13 protein-coding genes and 1 pseudogene are annotated in these 19212 nt (G+C 29.2%); 4 read left to right on the top strand and 10 right to left on the bottom strand.

The genetic code is table 11. The annotated features are described in order from the left end of the window. Positions 1 to 29 precede the first annotated feature (29 nt). Positions 30 to 2084: a TonB-dependent receptor plug domain-containing protein gene (locus AQ1685_RS12370; RefSeq protein WP_095072585.1), complete on the bottom strand. Its 2055-nt coding sequence runs from the start codon at positions 2082 to 2084 to the stop codon at positions 30 to 32. Between the two features lie 90 nt (positions 2085 to 2174). Here AQ1685_RS12370 and AQ1685_RS12375 point away from each other — a divergent pair, with 90 nt between their 5' ends. Together AQ1685_RS12375 and dnaX are read left to right on the top strand one after the other, a co-directional pair. After that, on the top strand, positions 2175 to 3077 hold the full coding sequence (locus AQ1685_RS12375; RefSeq protein ID WP_095072587.1) for a DUF6607 family protein: 903 nt from the start codon (positions 2175 to 2177) through the stop codon (positions 3075 to 3077). Positions 3078 to 3301: 224 nt separating this feature from the next. Next, positions 3302 to 5000 (top strand): annotated as a pseudogene (gene dnaX / locus AQ1685_RS20520) (DNA polymerase III subunit gamma/tau). 227 nt (positions 5001 to 5227) lie between these two features. Here the strand turns inward: dnaX and AQ1685_RS12385 are convergent. The 4 genes from AQ1685_RS12385 to pbpC all read right to left on the bottom strand — a co-directional run bounded on the left by AQ1685_RS12385 (position 5228) and on the right by pbpC (position 11354). Continuing rightward, positions 5228 to 5506 carry a hypothetical protein gene (locus AQ1685_RS12385; protein ID WP_095072589.1) on the bottom strand — a complete coding sequence of 93 codons (279 nt, stop codon included), beginning with the start codon at positions 5504 to 5506 and terminating at the stop codon, positions 5228 to 5230. A gap of 102 nt (positions 5507 to 5608) precedes the next feature. After that, positions 5609 to 6631 (bottom strand): hypothetical protein, encoded by a 1023-nt coding sequence (locus tag AQ1685_RS12390; RefSeq protein WP_095072592.1) that lies wholly within the window; start codon positions 6629 to 6631, stop codon positions 5609 to 5611. 153 nt (positions 6632 to 6784) lie between these two features. After that, entirely contained in the window at positions 6785 to 8593 is a 1809-nt protein-coding gene (locus AQ1685_RS12395) for a cation:proton antiporter (RefSeq protein WP_095072594.1), read from the bottom strand. Between the two features lie 415 nt (positions 8594 to 9008). After that, positions 9009 to 11354 carry a penicillin-binding protein 1C gene (pbpC, locus tag AQ1685_RS12400; protein ID WP_095072596.1) on the bottom strand — a complete coding sequence of 782 codons (2346 nt, stop codon included), beginning with the start codon at positions 11352 to 11354 and terminating at the stop codon, positions 9009 to 9011. A gap of 188 nt (positions 11355 to 11542) precedes the next feature. Between pbpC and AQ1685_RS12405 the strand changes: the two genes are divergently transcribed. Next, on the top strand, positions 11543 to 12091 hold the full coding sequence (locus tag AQ1685_RS12405; protein ID WP_095072598.1) for an RNase A-like domain-containing protein: 549 nt from the start codon (positions 11543 to 11545) through the stop codon (positions 12089 to 12091). Between the two features lie 157 nt (positions 12092 to 12248). Next, positions 12249 to 12536, top strand: coding sequence for a hypothetical protein (locus AQ1685_RS12410; protein ID WP_095072600.1), 288 nt, complete (start codon positions 12249 to 12251; stop codon positions 12534 to 12536). Here the strand turns inward: AQ1685_RS12410 and AQ1685_RS12415 are convergent, their stop codons facing one another. The 5 genes from AQ1685_RS12415 to AQ1685_RS12435 all read right to left on the bottom strand — a co-directional run bounded on the left by AQ1685_RS12415 (position 12537) and on the right by AQ1685_RS12435 (position 19200). After that, positions 12537 to 13562: a DUF6630 family protein gene (locus tag AQ1685_RS12415; RefSeq protein WP_095072602.1), complete on the bottom strand. Its 1026-nt coding sequence runs from the start codon at positions 13560 to 13562 to the stop codon at positions 12537 to 12539. A gap of 73 nt (positions 13563 to 13635) precedes the next feature. Beyond that, a complete protein-coding gene (locus tag AQ1685_RS12420; protein WP_095072604.1) occupies positions 13636 to 14781 on the bottom strand; it encodes a hypothetical protein in 1146 nt (381 codons plus the stop codon). Then, positions 14753 to 15796 carry an SH3 domain-containing protein gene (locus tag AQ1685_RS12425; protein WP_095072607.1) on the bottom strand — a complete coding sequence of 348 codons (1044 nt, stop codon included), beginning with the start codon at positions 15794 to 15796 and terminating at the stop codon, positions 14753 to 14755. Before AQ1685_RS12425 ends, AQ1685_RS12420 begins: the two co-directional genes overlap by 29 nt. 150 nt (positions 15797 to 15946) lie before the next feature. Then, complete coding sequence (locus AQ1685_RS12430) at positions 15947 to 17578, bottom strand: hypothetical protein (RefSeq protein ID WP_095072609.1); 1632 nt, start codon at positions 17576 to 17578, stop codon at positions 15947 to 15949. A 47-nt stretch (positions 17579 to 17625) separates the two neighbouring features. Then, positions 17626 to 19200, bottom strand: coding sequence for an SH3 domain-containing protein (locus tag AQ1685_RS12435; RefSeq protein WP_157730206.1), 1575 nt, complete (start codon positions 19198 to 19200; stop codon positions 17626 to 17628). Positions 19201 to 19212: the final 12 nt, after the last annotated feature.

Consider the following 19212-nt stretch of genomic DNA (forward strand, 5'->3'; position numbering starts at 1 on the left):
ATTAATTGTATTAAAATTTATATATGTTCCTATAAGTTAAATTGTATTCTTGTGTAAAAAGTTCGTCCTAAACGTAAAGCTGAATCTTGACCAGGAAAATTATCTAGGTTTTCCCTTCCTCTGTTATTAAATACATTATCTACTCCTAATTGTACACTCATTATATTGAAAAGTGTTTTTTGGAGTGTCGTATTTACTTGCATGTTACCAGTTATAAAATCATCATGATTATCTATAATCCCTCTACTATTATTCGTATCAAATAATGCATATTCACTTCGATATAATACTCTTACATTTGCTGAGAAATTATGTTCGAAGTTTTCATAAAATAGTTTTGCATTTACAATATGCTTTGATCTATTTGGTAAACCGAAATATTGACTTGTTGTTAATCTTTCTGATGGAGAACTTGGAGTTCTTCTAAAGAATACATTCCCTGATTTTATTTCATCTAATTCTTGTTTATCACCAGTGTCTAAAAATTGATATCCAGTTGTAAACCTTAAATTGTTATTGATTTTATAATTCATGTCAACTTCTACTCCTTGTGTAAATACTTCTGCTCTATTCTCATAAGAGAACACAGAGATTCCAGGAAGATCTGAGAAGTTTCCTCTAGTTACAGCAAACGTATTGATTAGGTCTTTAAAGTCGTTTCTGAAGAAATTGATGTTTAGTCTTATACCACGAAGTGGTTTTAATTGAAAACCAAAATTATAACCAATAGAACTTTCTGGTTTTAGTTCTTTATCTAGGTTTTGAACTTCTGGTCTATGTCCATAAAGATCTTCTAACACATGTGTTCCTAACACAATATAACCACTACCTGTATTTCTGAAGTTGAAAAACAGATGTCTGAAATCTGGAACTTTGTAACCAAAACCAGCAGATGCCTTAGCTGCTAACCAATTATTTATTTTATAATTTGCCGATAGTTTCGGACTAAATGCAGATTTAAATTTATTGAATGTATCGTATCTAAATCCTAGAATTACATTTAAATCTTTTCCAATATTTGTATCGTATTGTCCAAAAAGATACTTGGCATTGTATTGTTCGTTTCCTTCAAAAAAAGTACGTTCGAGTCCATCAAAATTCCCTCCCACTCCAGCAATAATATTTCCGAAAGAGAAATCAAACTCCGCTTTAATCTCAGGTCTATATAAAGTCCTATCAAAAACTGAACTTGCATCATTAAAAATACTTTCTGTCTTAAAACGAGTTCCAAACAATAGATAATCTATTTTTATTGCATCAGTTAACTCATGCGAAACATTTAATGAAGAATAAAAGTCTGTTTTTTTACTATCTCCTCCATTTTCAAAAATCTCTTCACTTAGATATCTAACATCCGTATTTATTTGTAATTGATCTGAAAGCTCATAAAACAAACGTAAATTTCCAGTGAAATTCTGGTATGGTACACTTGTATTTTCTGGAGTTTCTGGCGATAAATCAAAAGCTCCTCCTGAGTTTAAATTGATACTGGTGTCTATTCCTAACTTATTTTTTTGATGCGTAAGATTAGCATTTAAATCTAATTCTTCACGAGCTAAAAATCGAGTCATAAAACTAACATTACCAGAAGTTTTATCTTTATCAGGCATTTTAGTAATAATATTAATAACACCACCTAAAGCTTCTGATCCGTATAAAGAAGAAGAGGGACCTTTAACTATTTCAATTTGTTTGATATTGTTTACCGAAAGTCTATTTAAATCAATATTTCCTGATGTTCTTCCAACTAAAGGCAAACCATTAATTAAAATCAGAACATAATCGGCTGCAACTCCTTGCATTTGTACTCCTTCAGAATTTCCTACATCAGAAACAATAATAATTCCTGTTTGTTCAGCAATAATATCTCTTAAATGAGTAGAACCCGTTGCTAAAATTTGTTTTTTAGAAATTAAAGTTACCGGCATTGGTAAAGAAGATAACTGTCTCTTCGTTCTTGTTGCGGTTACCACAACTTCATCTAATCTATCATCAATCGTATCTTTTACTACTTTCTTTTCTTGTGAAAAACTATTCAAAGTAATCAAGCAAATTAAAAATCCGAAACACTTATTTAGAAACATTCTTAATAATTTTGATGCAAATATATATTTTATTTTTAATTGATCTAAATAAACTATAAATTTGTATCGAATTATTTAATCAGACATAAAATGAAAAAAGTAGTAACTGTTTTAATGATTAGTTTCATTTTGATAGCTAATGCACAACAAGACAAGAAAGCGAAAGATTTAAAAGCTATTAAATCTATGAGTGGATGCTTTGAAGTAGGATTCAATTTTGCTGAAACCTTCAATTATTCTAAAGACAGTTTATATAAACCATCTAAAAAGAAACATGACAAAGCTTTAGAATGGGTAGAAGTAATTACTGACAAAAAGAATAAAATTCAGATGCAACATTTACTGATTGTTGGTCCAGAAGAAAGGCCACATATTGTAAAACATTGGCGTCAAGATTGGCTGTACGAAAACCAAGATTTATATCTTTTCCATAAAGATAGTCACTGGAAATACAGAAAATTAGACAAAGAAAGCGTACAAGGGCAATGGACACAAAAAGTTTATCAAGTAGATGATAGTCCGAGATACGAAGGAACTGCAACTTGGGTACATGTTGATGGAAAAAGCTTCTGGGAAAATGCTGCTGATGCTCCTTTAGCGAGAAGAGAATTAACAAAAAGATCTGACTATAATGTTATGTTAAGAAGAAACAGGCATGAAATCACAGAAAACGGTTGGATTCACAATCAGGATAACGATAAAATAGTTAGAGAAGATGGTAAAGAAGATTTCTTATTAGCTCAAGAAAAAGGATTTAATACGTACAAAAGAGTTCCTGATAATAAATGTATTGCTGCTCAAAACTGGTGGAAAAACAACCAAGTATTATGGAAAAAAGTTCGTAAAAAATGGGATAAAGCTTTTGATAATGATAAAGATATTGCTTTACAAGCAAAAGTAGATAATAAGAAGTTATACTCGCATCTTTTTAAATTAAAAGCAGATGCTTCTAAAAAACAAGTAAATGAGATTATAGATAGTTTTATCAAATAATTTCGTTCGTTGTTGTAATTTGTTATGTTATATTTATAAAAGCCTTACTAACTCTAGAGTAAGGCTTTTTTTATTAATTTATTCTCTATTGATTTATACCTGTAATGATAATCATAATGAGGTTAGTAACTTTATGCTTTGTTTTATAATAAAACATTGTTAGAAACTTTGTTTGTTTCTAGTCTTAGTCTTTGCTACATTTGCTATATAATTCACAAGATCGAATGGAACATTTTATAGTATCGGCACGAAAATACAGACCTCAAAAATTTGAGGATGTTGTGGGTCAACAAGCGATTACAAATACGCTTGAAAATGCTATTAAAAACAACCATTTAGCTCAAGCTTTATTATTTACAGGTCCGCGTGGTGTTGGTAAAACATCGTGTGCACGTATTTTAGCAAAACGCATCAATCAAGAAAGTTCAGATAGTGCAGATGAAGATTTTGCATTTAACATTTTCGAATTAGATGCAGCTTCTAATAACTCTGTAGATGATATTCGTAACTTAACCGATCAAGTTCGAATTCCGCCTCAAACAGGAAAATATAAAGTTTACATTATTGATGAGGTGCACATGTTATCTCAAGCGGCTTTTAATGCTTTTTTAAAGACTTTAGAAGAACCACCAGCACATGCTATTTTTATTTTAGCAACTACAGAGAAACATAAAATTATTCCAACGATTTTATCACGTTGTCAAATTTTTGACTTTAAACGTATTGGTGTTTTGGACGCTAAAAATTACTTGAAAGTAATTTGTGAACGTGAAAACATTACTGCAGATGATGATGCTTTACATATTATAGCTCAGAAAGCAGATGGAGCGATGCGAGATGCGTTATCAATCTTTGACCGTGTAGTTAGTTTTTCTGGAAATAATTTAACTCGTGAAGCTGTTACTCAGAACTTAAATGTTCTGGATTATGAAGTGTATTTTAACATGACGGATTTATTACTAGAAAATAAAATTCCTGAAGTGTTAATGGCTTATAATGAAGTATTAGCAAAAGGTTTTGAAGGACAACATTTTATTAGCGGATTGGCTTCACACTTTAGAGATTTGTTAGTAGCAAAAGACGCTGCTACAATTCCTTTATTAGAAGTAGGAGATACTACCAAAAAGAAATATTTAGAACAAGCCAACAAGGCTGCCATGCCTTTCTTATTACCGGCTATTGATAAGGCAAACGATTGCGACCTAAAATATAAAGCAAGTAAGAATCAACGATTGCTAGTTGAGCTGTGCTTAATGCAAATTGCCTCTATCAATTTTGATGGAGCAAAAAAAAAATAGCAACTTTATAATTCCTGCTACCTTTTTTACTTCGTTAGCTCCTACTAAAAAACAAGTAGCTGACGCGATTTCATCTGTACAACAATCTAAAGCTGTTCCACCTCCACCAAAAACTGCAGAAACTAAACCAAAGGAGGAAAAAAAGCCATCAATTAAAAATATTAAACGTAGAACTTCTGCCCTATCTTTTAAAGGTTTAAAACAAAAGAAAGAAACACAGGTTGTAGAAGTTGAAGAAGAAAACTACGATAATCATCCTAGAACTCCGTTTACCCAAGAACAACTAGAAGAAGCTTGGAAGAAATATTATTTTAAATTACAAGAATTAGGAGAGAAAAACACAGCCTCTATCTTATTAGCAGGACAACCTAAATTACATCAAAACTTTGAGGTTATTGTAACGCTCCCTAATACTTTAATGAAGAATCAACTTGAAAAAGGTAAACCTTCTTTATTAAAGTTTATCCGTGTGCGTTTAAACAACTATGGACTTGTAATTAATATTAAAGTAAGTGAAACCGTAGAAAAAAAGTTCGCTTACACTCCACAAGAAAAATACGCTAAGTTACGTGAGAAAAATCCACTTCTGGATAAATTAAAACAGACTTTTGGGCTGGATGTCTGACTTCGGCTTTACTCAGTCACCATGTTTGACTTCGATGACTTTGAAAACCTCAGTCACCCGAATTCGATAAACTCAGCTAAACTTGGCTCAATCACCGATTTGATTATAAGGTCCCTGAGGTTCTCGAAGGGCCATATTTAAATTAAGTAACAATTCATAACAACTCAAAAATTCATATAAAAAATCCTGAAACTAGTTCAGGATTCGTTTTTATATTTTTATGTTGTTTAAGCTGCGTTTCTATGAGATTGACGGTATTTTAACCATTCTCCTACTCCGCCTAGTTTTTTTGCTTTATAGAAGTTACCTTCTTTTCTTATACAGTTTTTTACTGATGAAGTATCTACTGTTATGAATCCGTAAATGATAAGTTTAAAAACAGCATCTTTTATACCGTCATATATAAACTCATCTGCTTCATTGCCTTTCATCACTTCAGCTATAAAGTGATCTATACTTGTATATTTCTTTTTGTTTGCTAATGTTTTAAAAACGATTTCTTCCATATCTATTGCCCTTTAATTATATACACAAAATTATGGTATAGCTACTTGATAAAAAATGTGATTTCTGCAGAAAAAAATGTGGATTTCCGTTAGGTTTAAAGTTTAATTATCTAGATACAATTCTTTCCTATAATTAATATGTGGATCTTTAATTGTACGCTCTTCTAACTCTCGCTCTAAAACAATAGCTGAAACACTTAGTAAAACATTAACACCATAGGTCCTACTTGGATTTAAAATTGCTAAATACATTTGTTCACTAAAAGTATTAGGAACTTCGACGTTAGCAGCAACAATATTTTCTCTAGTTCCGCTAGGATAATAACTATAAGTTTTTTTATTAAAAAAATTATTTAAATTATTATGATTTATAAGGTATACACCACAATAATCTCTTCCTGGTGGAAGTGTCAATTGATTTACTAAAAAACCTAATCCTCCTGATGTATCAATCAACTTAGTTAATTCAGATGTTAAATGTATTTGTTGTTTCATAGTTTCTACTTTTGCTTTGTCCCTAAACGCTACAACTGTATAATACCATTTCACTGTATTTTTCGGTAAATATAACGGTAAAGCAATTCTAGATTTTCCTCCTTTAAAAAAAGCATTCGATCCACTATTTACATAAAAATGTTGATTCTCATGTATTTTTTTAACAATGTACTTTTCTTTTTTAATGTAAGTCTCTCTTCTTGTAGTATAAGTTGTATCAGCAACTACTCTTTCTTTCACTGTAGTATCAAAAGCAATAGTATTTTCAGAGGCAGGAACTCTGTCTAACTTAAAACTACAAACTCGTTTACCTAAAGAGAGATTTGAAAACTTAAAGATGTAGATTCCTGTTTTCTTTATTGTTATTACTTTATTTGTTAAAGTAATCATATTAAAATCTGAATATAAAGTACTTCCCTTATATTCTCCTACTTCAAAAGTTTTTAGTTTTTTATTTCTTTCTTCTTTGTAATTAATTATAATTTTGTCACCTTCTGCAAAACCGTATAATAACTTATAATCAGACATTAAAGGTATTCTGAAATTTAAATCTACTACAGAGACAGAATCTTTTAAAGCATAAATTTGTACACTTGATAATAATAAGATAGTTAAATAAAATTGTTTCATTTTTTTCTTAAAAATTTATAATCATTTAAAAATTGGAAATAACAAAACAATAGGTGTATTAAATACGGAAAACCATAAACCAATTATAAAAAAGAAAACTGAAAAACCCCTTGAATTACTTCAAGGGGTTTTGTTATGAATATTTTTATTCTGTTACAATGTTTCTCCTACATACACTATTACATCATTTTCTTTGATGTCTTGCGAAGTTACTTCTGCTAAAATTTTAATTGTTTTATCAGATTTCAAAAACAATGGTATGGCTTTATCTTTTTGGAGTATTGCTTCTATTTTTTCTGTGAAGTCTTCTGAAGATGTAACTGTTAATTCATTCATTTTTGGAAAATCACGAACTGTTTCTGTTACATTGATAAAATCATCATTTGCTGTAAACAACACATCAGTGTTTTCTAATTGTTTTGAAGCTATTTCTCTTGATGTTGCTAAACGATAAGCTCCCATTTCTCCATAGATATCAGAAAAACGTTCTAACGCATACTTATTAATGACATCACTACCTGTCATAGCAATCAAATATCCTACATCATTCAATTCTACATTATTGTCTAAACTGTCATTATAGATATCGATATTAAATGCTTCCATGCCCATTTCCTTCGCATCATTTACATAATCCTTGTTACTATCTAATAAAATTACACGACGATTATTTTGTTTTAAATAACTTGCTATTAAACGTGCAGATCTTGAAGCCCCAACAAATACAATTGCTTCTGATTTCTTTAAGAATACTCCGATCATTTTAGATAGCATTCTTGCTGTAGTTGCATTTAATAATACAGTTCCTAAAACAATCATAAACACTAATGGTGTAATATATTCTGCTCCAGCTACGCCTTGTTTCATCAGTTTCGTTCCAAATAAAGACGCAATTCCCGCAGCAACTATACCTCTTGGTCCAACCCAACTGATAAAGATTTTTTCGTTTAATTGTAGTGTAGATTTATGTGTACTTATAAATACTCCCAAAGGACGAACAATGAAAACTACTAAAGCGAATAATAGTACTGTTTTCCAATTTAAAATTAATTGCAATTCAGACATTTTCATGTTTGCAGCTAATAAAATGAATAGAATCGAAATCAATAAAACAGTTAGTGATTCTTTGAAATATAGTAATTCGTCAAAGCTTTTTAATTTACTGTTAGCAATTACCATTCCCATAACTACAACAGCTAATAAACCTGATTCGTGCGCTAATAAATCTGATAATACAAATACCAGTAAAACCATAGAAAGTGACACTACGTTTAATAAGTAATGTGGTACAAATTTTCTATTTACTATAAAAATTAATCCTTTTGCAAATACAAATCCTAAAGTAGAACCAAATAATACAATTTTAAAGAATTCAATTAAAGCTGTTTGTGTAAATCCGCTATCACCTCCAACACTTATAAACTCAAAAACTAAAACGGCAACTAAAGCTCCAATTGGATCAATTAAAATTCCTTCCCACTTTAATACAGCAGCAACATCTTTCTTTAATGGAATATTCCTTAAAATTGGAGAAATTACAGTCGGACCTGTCACAATAATTAATGATGAAAATAACAACGACATTTCCCAACTTAAATCGAAAATATATCTTGCGAAAATACCTGCTCCGAAAAAAGTAACCACAGAACCTAAAGTAATTAGTTTTGTAATTACTGGTCCTACATTCCTTATTTCGCTCTTTTTAAGTGTTAAACCTCCTTCAAAAAGAATAATACTAATGGCAAGTGATACAAAATAAAACAAACCTTCTCCTGGAAATAAACCTTTTTCTCCATTCCATATCGGTTCTATCCATTTGCTTCCATCGTTAAAGAATTCTGCTGCGAAAGGACCTACTAATAATCCGATTAAAATTAAAGGTAATATGGCAGGGATTTTCAATTTCCATGCTACCCACTGCGCTAAAATCCCTAAAATGATAATTCCTGCTAATTCTAACATTTTTATTTAATTATTACCTGTAAATGTATACTATTTTTAGCTGATAATAAAACTTTGAAGCATTTCTATTGTTGATCATTTAACACATGTAAAAAAGAGAATAATTGATGTTATATTTAATGTGTTGATTTTAATAGATTTCTGACTTCGACTTAGCTCAGTCACCAGACTTGGATAAACTCAGTCAACAGATTTAACTTCGGCAAGGTACAGCCTCCATCCTCATACTAATTTATTTTGATTGCAAAGGTCCCTGAGGTTCTCGAAGGGCCGTATTGACTTCGATAAACTCAGTCATCAAGCTTGACTTCGACAAAGCTCAGCCACCGGGTTTGGCTTCGACGTAGCTCAGTAACTGGGCTTCAGTGAACTCAATCAGCAAGTATAGACTAGAATTAATTCTATTTATACTTCATCAATAAATTTCGATGAAACGTTTGGCTTCATTTCCATTATCGTCGATAACCATTATAGTGTGTTTTCCTTTTGAGGGCTGAATTGGTAATTCATGATATTCTTCTGTTACTTTCATAAAAGTATCGTCGATATACCAGTAAATTTTGGCTTCAGGATTACTATGTGTGAGTTTTACTAGAATTGGATTAATATCTCCATTATTATCTTTAGTAAGAGACATTTTAGACTGAATAGTTGTTGGATATACAAAATCAATTGTATTTTTTTCTATTGTTGAACATCCTGCCTTTATCTCTGGTAATTTTTTGTACTCTGGATTTTTTTGTTTGTAATAGTAACTCATTAATGGAGGTAAAACAAACCAAGATTTTGTAATCATATTATTTACTGATTCACATTCAGAATTTACTCGGAAATTTTCATCACTGTCTAACAATACTTCTTGATGATACATACAAGATGCTCCTCTAACTCCATTCTTGGAAACTCTTCTTTTTGTTGATGGACAAATTGGTAATGCAATACAACCACTTTGTTTGCAGATAGCTACTTCTTTTACATCTTCAAACGGTTCTAAAAACCAAGTTGCTTTTGGTAATACATCAAACACAGAAAACATAAGTGGCGCGGCGCTTCCAACTCCTGTTAAATCTGGTCGTCCTTCACCATCGGAATTTCCTACCCAAACACCTACAACATATTTCGATGTAGTTCCTATTGCCCAAGCATCTTTATTACCAAAGCTTGTTCCTGTTTTCCATGCTATTTTTTGAGAAGAATCATAGTATTTCCATGCTTGATCAGATAATGGTCTATTTACATTCGTAAGTGTTTCTAAAGTGATATATGCCGAACCTGCATCGATAATACTTTGATTGGTATTTACTTTTCCAAAATCAACTTTACTGGTATTCTGATAGACAGGATTTACAAACTCATTTTTATAATACTGATGCTTTAAGGTTTCATAATGATTTACCGTTCCTGCATAACCTGCAAAAATTTTACACAAATCCCACAAACTCGCCTCTGCTCCACCAAGAATTAATGACAACCCGTAATAATCTGCTGATTTATTAATATGTGTAATATTATATTCTTGTAAATGATCTCTAAACTTTTCTAATCCATATTCCTGTAACATTCGAACTGCTGGAATATTTAAAGATCGTGTTAAAGCTTCATCAGCGGGAACTGCACCATCGAAAGATAAATCGAAATTTTTTGGTGTATAACCTGCAATTTCTGTCGGAATATCTTTTACTAATTGACTTGGTAATAACTCTCCTGATTGTAACATATGGGCGTATAAGAACGGTTTTAACGTGCTTCCTGTACTTCTAGGAGCTATGATATTATTTACATCTTTTTGATGTTTTTTATCTGTTGGTGAATTTCCTAAGTAAGCTAATACTTTTCTTGTATTTACATCTAATACTAACACAGCTAAATTGTGGACTTCATTTTGTCGCATTTGCTGATAATGCAACTTTGCTAAATTCTGAACTTGCTGTTGAAGTTCAATATTTATAGTACTATGAATACGTTTTCCGTTATGTTTCTTTTTTACTTCTTGTACAAAATGCGAAGCTAGATTAGGTAATTTATGTGGTTTTTGAGGTAATTCTTCTTCTATCGCTAATGTGTAAGTTAAACTATCGATTATTTCTTCTTGAAATAGTTTTTTTAATAGTCGATTTCGTTTCTTTTTTAATCGCAGTTGGTTTTTTCCTGGATAAATTAACGATGGAGCATTTGGTAATACCGCTAAAGTAGCACTTTCTGCCCAAGATAATTGATGTGGTTGTAAACCGTAATAACGCCAAGCTGCCATTTCTAATCCGACCACATTTCCACCGAAAGGTGCATGAGAAGCATATAATTGAAGTATTTTTTGTTTAGAATACCGAAACTCTAATCGTGTAGCTAAAATGAGTTCTTTGAGTTTTTCTATGTAGGATCTTTGCTTATTTTTTCTTGATAAACGAATAACTTGCTGTGTTAATGTACTCCCTCCTCGAACTACTCTTTTTGCTTTTATATTTTGCTGTAATGCTTTGACAATGGAAACAGGGTTGAAACCGAAATGATGATAAAAATGTGCATCTTCAAACTGAATAATACAATGTTTAAATTTGGTAGGAACAGAATCTAATTCAGGAAAACGCCATTGACCATCGTTAGCTATAGTAGCACCTAACAACTCATTATTACTAGACGTAACTACAGTTGATGTAGGTGTGTTAAATAACTCTTTAGGTAAAGCAAAATAATACCAAACAAGAAGTATTGTAAAGATTATTTTAAACTTATGTTTTCGTAAAATTTGCTTTATTTTATTCATCTGCAATTTTCTCTTCTAAAAGATATCTCTCTCTTTTATTTCACTGCAAATTAGATAAAAAGTTTTAGATATTATAGCTAAAATGAGTTAACAGTACCCTAACTAAAGTCTAACCTACTCTTGATGGTAACTTTTTATTAGACTTCTATTTTGTGGACGATTTTATCAACCTCAAAAATATATACATTATGAAACTTTTTAAAGTAAACTACTATCTTAAAATATTCCTTTTAGGTTTATTTATAACAACTTCTTTTACGTCTTGTCAGGATGAAGAATTAGTAATGAATCCTTCAGAAGTAATTACTCCCCAAACAACTAGTGAAAATACTTCTGAAACAAATGCAATACTAACTCGAGGTGGTTCTGGATTTTTAATTACACATGAAAATTGTGGCGGACACACGATTGAACGCCATGTAAATAAATCTGATAGTTATTTACGTTGGCGTTTAAACAATTCTAGTATTAGTGCTGCCAGTACTTTTTATGAATTGAATCAGGCTGGGCAAGTAATTTATAATGCAATTAACAGCAATAGTAGTCGTGTAAATAATTGGTTAAATGGTAGTGGTGGCTATCGACTAGTTTTAAATTACTCTCACCATAGGAATATTGGTAAAGTATTAAGAAGAGGAAATTCTTCACCTTATAATTCTAGAAGATTACGTGTGGTCTTAGAACGTAGAAATTGTTCTGGATATGGTTATAGAATATTAACTGCGTATCCTAACTAACGTGAATTCGAAACAACTAAAAATATCAGTTTATATGAAATTAATAAAGAATTTAATATCAAACTCATATTAACTTGCACTCGAATAATTAATTTTAACATAACACAAGAACACCTTAAAGCTTTGTACTTTTATGGTGTTCTTTTAATATTACTCTATGAACGATTTACAAAGTACACATCCTTTACTTTTTGATTTTTTTGCTGGCTATTTTCCTGACGCTGATTTAGATGGATTAACTGATATTCAAGTTACTGAGCAATTTATTACTATAAATTCTAATGAATTAGTTCAACAAACTTTTGAATCTTTAACTCGTATTGATGATAATGCTCAAGTCTTAGAAAATATAGTTATAGAAGCAAATCGTTACTTTGAAAATACTAACGAAATACAAAAATGGGTTTTATCGTTAATTGAAGTTTTTAAAAAGAAATTATCTTAGTTATACTTTCTCATGATAAGTATATCCTATTCCTTCTACTGCTATTTTTAATTTTTCTTTGTCTTCTTGTTTGTGTAACAAAAGAATATATTCATCAGATTTTGTGTCAATAATTCCTAATTGAAGTCCAATTAAGCGTAAAGGTTTTATATAATCTTCTAAAACTCCCTCATGTGATACTGTTGTATTCGCATTGTAATCTTGATGTTTGGGTAGTTTTAACACCTCATCGTAGTTTTGTTTTAATGATGATTTTAATGACCATTCTAAATCTTCTACTTCAGATTTCCAATCTAATCTAATGATGAAATTATGATCTTCATTTTCAAGAAACTCTAGAAAGTAATTAAACGTAGTTAAGTATTCTTCATCATTATCATAATTTTTTAATGTTTCTATAAATTGTACAATGTTAGTTTTACTTGATTGTTCTTGAACACATAAAGAAACTAGTTCTCTGTAGGCTTCTTTTTGCTTTTCTGTTAGCAATGGCCTCATTTCTTCTATTTTTCTTTTTCTTTCTAATTCTTTTTGTTTTAATTCTTCTTCTATCTTTTTATTATGAGTAGTTGCTACTAGTTTTTTGATTCTTTTTAGTGTGTTTTTTACTTTAAGAATTACATTTTTATCTTGAACTGACTGATGTAAAATAGGTATTTGATACCATTTTACATCTTCTCCTCCGTTACATTTTCTGAGTTCTATTTGTTCTCCTATTTTGGAAATAAAATAAAATTCTGTTGGAAAACTAAAATCGTTATTATCTGTAAAAACTATTGAATTTGGCAAATAAAAATCACCTTCTTCTGTATTATAATGTAAATCGTCTCTTACTATTTGTACGTTCTTAAATACATCTAATTTAGTTTTTATAGCTTTTGGTAATGGTAATTTAGAGTTAACTTTTAACTCAAAATTATTGGTATTTGTACTATTAAAGATATAATCGAATAGTGCTACATTAATAAATTTATGTTGGATTGATTCTCCGCTTAATTTTTCTTCTTTGTAGTATATTCTTGTCATATGATCCTGTTTAAATTTTGACAGTTCAAAAAGTAGTATTCGTAATATTTTGTAAAAGTAATTAGAAAACAGCTTAATTAATCGCTACACACTTTCCTTTTTTTAAATCAGTAATTGTAGGATTAAATTTATTGTATTTAACATCAAACTTTGTTGTAAAAACTTTTTCTTCTATACTTTTAGATAGAATAGTTAACGCACAAAAATCATTTAAGTTTAGATTATCTCGAATACTTAAACTCCCTACAGTTTTTATATTTTCTAATCCAATTAAAGTTTTTAATGCTTTATTTTCTGCAATATGAAGCTCACCTCCTATTTTAGTTAGAGATTTAAGCTGTGATACAGAAGCTAAATTTTTATTTAGCCAAATATCTAAATAGTCGTTTATATTTTGTAGATTTTGTAAACCATCAAGAGAAACTAAGGCCGAATTACCTCTAATTAAAATTCCTCCAGTAACAGATTTTAAATTATTCAAACCTTTTAAAGTTGTTATACTAGTATTACTCGTTAACACTAAATTGTCAATTTTTTTTATGTGCTCTAAACCTTGTAAATTTTGAAGTTTATGATTGTTTTTAATACTTAAAACATTCCCTATTTCTTTTAATTTTAATGAAGCTATCGTTTCTAGATTTTCATTATCGTCGATACTAAAATTTGTTTTTATATGACTTAGTTTTTCTAATCCATCACAGTTTTTCAAGTTCTTATTCAGAAATAACTCAAATTCTCCTACTGTTTTCAATGTATTGAAACCTTTTAAAGATATTAATGAACTGTTATGGGTAATTTTACATAATTCTTTAATTGCTATCACATTATCAAATCCTTTAAGGTTTTTTAATTGTGAATTTGCTATAATTTCTAACTCTTGTAAGCTCGTTAATTTTTCAAATCCTTGTAATGATTTCAATTCCGGATTACTAAAAATATAGATTCCACCTTTAATGTTGGTAATCTTAGAAAATAGTTGAAGACTATTAATATTGCTTCGACTTGTTCGATCACCAATAATAACATATCCTTCAATACTTGTTATATCTTTAAGTTTTCCTGAAGTACTAAATGCTTTATTGATTTCTTCTTGAGTTTTAAACTGTAAATTTCCTTTGTATACTTGCGCACAGATCTGAATTGAAAAGAAGATAATACAGAAACAACTTAAAATAACTTTCATCTTTAACTTACTTGGTCTTTGATTTCTTTTTATCATACACGTACTTCTTTCCATTCCAAACAAATATTTTATCACACTCGATTACCAAATCGTGAACATTATTAGTTTTAGTCTTTAGAATACCCACTCGTTTTGGCGAACCGATTTTTTGATTTTTTAATACTTTACCATTCAAAATGATATCAACTTCGTGTAAAATTCCCCATCTACTCCAATATCCTGAAGTTATTTGATCTGGTGTTCCATTATTATCTAAATCATATGCTATGGATAACACTTCAGTTTCTCGACTTTCTCTTCCGAATTCATCTGGTAAAAAGTCTTCAGATTTAATCTCCTTTATAGCTTTCAGCTTGCGATCTTTTTCTGTGTGAATCAATTTAAATTCGAAATTATCAAAAACGTACGTATTCCTTTCATCTTCACATAAATCTGTATTTCCATGACCGATGTGGTTATTGCTAATCGCAAATTGTCGAACTGTATTTTTATCGTAATGCAATCCTATTCCTGTAAAATCATAGCCTACTTGTTTAGTAGCAACAAATTCTTTTCCGTTAAAAGCATAAATTGAAATAGAAGCACCACAACAATTGCCTCCACAAGCATCATGTTCTAAAAGCACATCTTCTAATCCATCATTATTATAATCTTGTACTTCTAAAATAGAGAAACAACCTTTTGTTATGCTCATTTCTTTTCCATCGATTTTTGCTCTTAATTCTTCATGAATATCTCCATCTTTTCTATGGATTTTATAGGTGATTTTGTTTGGGCTAAGCGGTTTTAAAAAACCATTAAATACATATCCTTCTAATTTTGGATTTTTAATCTTAACCCAATATCCTTTTATTTTTTCTGTAGTAAATGAAAAATCTGTCGTTTCTGTAATTGTTATTTTTTCATTAAAATCTAATCTTCCTATTCTACTCGCATTTATGCTAGGCTTATTTCTCACAGACAAACCACTTTTAGCTGTTACGAGATATTTGCTTTGGCTAACAGCAACTAACGATATGAATAATATTATTAAGGAAAATTTCTCTCTCATTATTTAAAAATCTATTATTAAAACTCAAAATTTGTATCCATATAATTTCAGGGAAATATATAATTAATACACTTTTCTATTTTAGTTTTTAACCCGTATTTCTAGGCCTCTATGATGAATTACATCATAATATTTTAAAGTTAAAAATTATTAATAATCCTCTTTTACTAATCTTATTGATTTTACATTAGTTGAATTTTTAGTAACTAATTCATCATTCTGATCATAAAGCACATAGCTATTTTTAGAATCGTACATATAGATTCTTTTATCGGAGAATCTCATTACAAAATAACGAGTAAATGTTTTGTTTGACAGTAACTTATTTGTCTGTGTAGACAACAGTTTATACCCTTCTTTATTTTTTTCTTCTACTACTATAATTGAAGGACATAAAAATTGAATAATATCATACGGAATTTCATTTATTTGTTGCTGTTCTTTATTCAAAAAATAATACGTTCTATCTTTTACTCTTTTAGTATCTGTAAAGAATATATTTTTTGAGTGTTCATCGAGTACTGAAGAATAATAGAATGAAATTGGATAGGGAATTGATGTAATTATTTTTCCGTTTTTATCTATGAATTCTGTTTTATTTTCAAGTTTATGCGTGTACAATTTAGTGACTGGCGCTTCATTTTTTAATGTTGCTAAAAAAGTGATCGTATCTCTTCTATTTTCTAAGTATAAAGTCAATGCATTTACATTTCCTTTTACTAAAACTCTTTCTTTTTTACTGTTTTTAATATCTGCATTTATATATTTAAGTGAGAGATATTTTAATATTCTGAATATTTGCTTTTTGGTCGTAGCATCTTTAACATACTCATAGTTTATCTTACGATAGTTTAATCTACCTTTATAATCTTCTTCTAAAGTTTTAAGTGAAATATTACTTAAACTGTATTCATTTTCTAAAACCTTACCTTCACTTGTATAAAACACTTTTTCAAGTATAGATCCTTTATGGTATGGATAGTAATCGTTAGGAGTTTCGTATTCTACATAGTTTTTCTCCATTTTTAAAAGTTTGAAATTTCCTTTTTTTACTCCTATATCACTTTTGTTAAAATGGATGGTATCAATCTTAGAAACATATTTTATTTTGAATTCCAATTGAATACTATCTACATGTTTCATTTGATCTATAGGAATACTATTTAAAGGGAATGAATGTGATGGAATCGATGTTGGTGTGTTATTAACAGTACCATCATGATAATATATATTCCTAATTTTTAATTCCTTTTCTGAATGTTGATTTAAAGAATAATATGGTTGAATAGTTTTCTCTGATGAAAATTTAAAAACTGTGGCTCCATTATTTCTTACCTTGTTTTTTAAAGATGATGCATTGTCTTTAAAAAGTTGTTCAAAATATGCCCCATTTTGAACTGTATCTCTATAATGAAGATGGTTATTATTTACCAATGTTGACTTTATATTTTTTTTCTTTTCATATCTTTCTTCTTCCAGAGTATAATGTTTAGTATCTCTTTCGAATCTATTGTCTTCAGCTACTCTGTAATACTGTAGTTGTTTAATTATTGTGTCCTTATTATTTACAATATAATTAAAGTTCGTTTTTAATCTTTTCTTTATTTCTTTGATTGATAATGTGTCTATGAAAGAGTGAATATCTTTTTCTATTCTTTCAATATCATATTTATCAACACATAATTGCTCTTGTTCTTTAAGCATTTCTTCGGTAACTTTTTCTTGAGCTTGAGCTACAGAAAACAACATAAAAACTACGATAATTAAAAGTTTTTTGATCATCTGACTTTTTACTTTTTTTTGAAATTAAAATATTGTAAACTTCAATTTTATTTTCTACTCGATATGAATTTATCTGAATTACTAGTAAAGTAGGTATCTTCTAAATTGAAAAAAGATTTGTCGTAATTCGTTTTCGGATTTGTATTCAAATTTTTAAAATGACTATATCCAATAAAAGAATTGCGTATTGAATTTTTTTCTTCTCTTAACTCAAAAAAAGTTTCTAACTTATTATTCCAGAAGTAAGAATTATCAATATTTACACTAGGAAAATACTCTTCTCCTTTAAACTCATTTCTACTTACAATACAATTTTTAGTGTAATTTTTAAACCTACAATAATCAAACGTTAAAGGCATTGTACTTAAATAACTAATTTTAAACTGCTGATTATTAAATTCTACATTACTAAAGAATAAACTTTGTGTTCTATTAATATTAAACGCAAAAGATTCACCAGACTCTTTATGGTAATCTGCTTGTGTATATTTAGTTTTAAACTTTACATTATTGAATAATACTCCATGACATCCAAAAAAATGTAATGGAGGAACCACTAATTCTGATCTATCATCACTCCTAATTTCTAAATCATAATACCCTTGTAGAAACATTTCTATTTTCGCAACAGAATTATTGAAATATCCATAATTACGTTGGCTATCTAAAAAATCGATTGTAAAATCTATTTCATCATAGTCATATTCTAATGCTAGCCTGTTTTTTAAATATCTGTGCAAATCAATCTTTTTCGCTTTGATATTTAGCGTTCTCATGTCACCAAGGTTTTCAAAAAATTGCTTTGCATTATAAATATCTATTTGAGCTCTTTCAGGATCTTCCGAAGATCTATCAATAGGTAAATTGTAAATATTATAATCATAAGTAATAAAATAGTCGAAAACATATCCTTGACGAAAAACTCCTTCACTATCTTTAAAATACACATGTATCCACCTTCCTACTACTTTATTATTTTTACCTAATGTTAAATACTCAAAACTATCAGTATCGGCAATAATAGTTAGTGGAGTATTATAAGGTATTGTAATTAACTTTTCCGATTGTAATGTTGGCTTATTTCTTAATACTAATCCGTTTTTTGAATTTACTCTAGCATTTCCTTCTGTGTATTCTGTTTTATATATTCTAGAAATTTGTGCTAGCGATAATCTTAATTTATAATAATCTTCGTACTTGCTATATCTGTTAGCAACTATTTCGAGAGAATCATTTTTAGGTATAGTTCCTTTTACAAAAAAAGTGCTATCGTTTTTAGATATTCTGTACTCTTCTTCACTGTCTTTATCAAAGAAATTTAAGGTAATTTCTTTTTCTCCAAGCTGAGTGATTTCCCCTTGATATTCTTTTTGCTTGTTATTAATTACGACTGTATTCAGAGAGTCAATAATAAATGTATATCGAGCGCTATAAATTTTATCATCTTTTTTATTATAACTACAAAAAGTATAGATTCCTTCCCAAGATTTATATAATTCATCTTTGGTTTTAGAATCCTCCTTACTTTTACATCCTATCAGAAAAATTAGTACTATAAAACCAATAGTATATAAACTAATAGAATCTTTATTTTTTTTATATAAACTCTTAATGGTAATCATCATTGCTTATTA

The sequence above is a fragment of the Tenacibaculum jejuense genome (assembly GCF_900198195.1).
Classification (GTDB): domain Bacteria; phylum Bacteroidota; class Bacteroidia; order Flavobacteriales; family Flavobacteriaceae; genus Polaribacter; species Polaribacter jejuensis.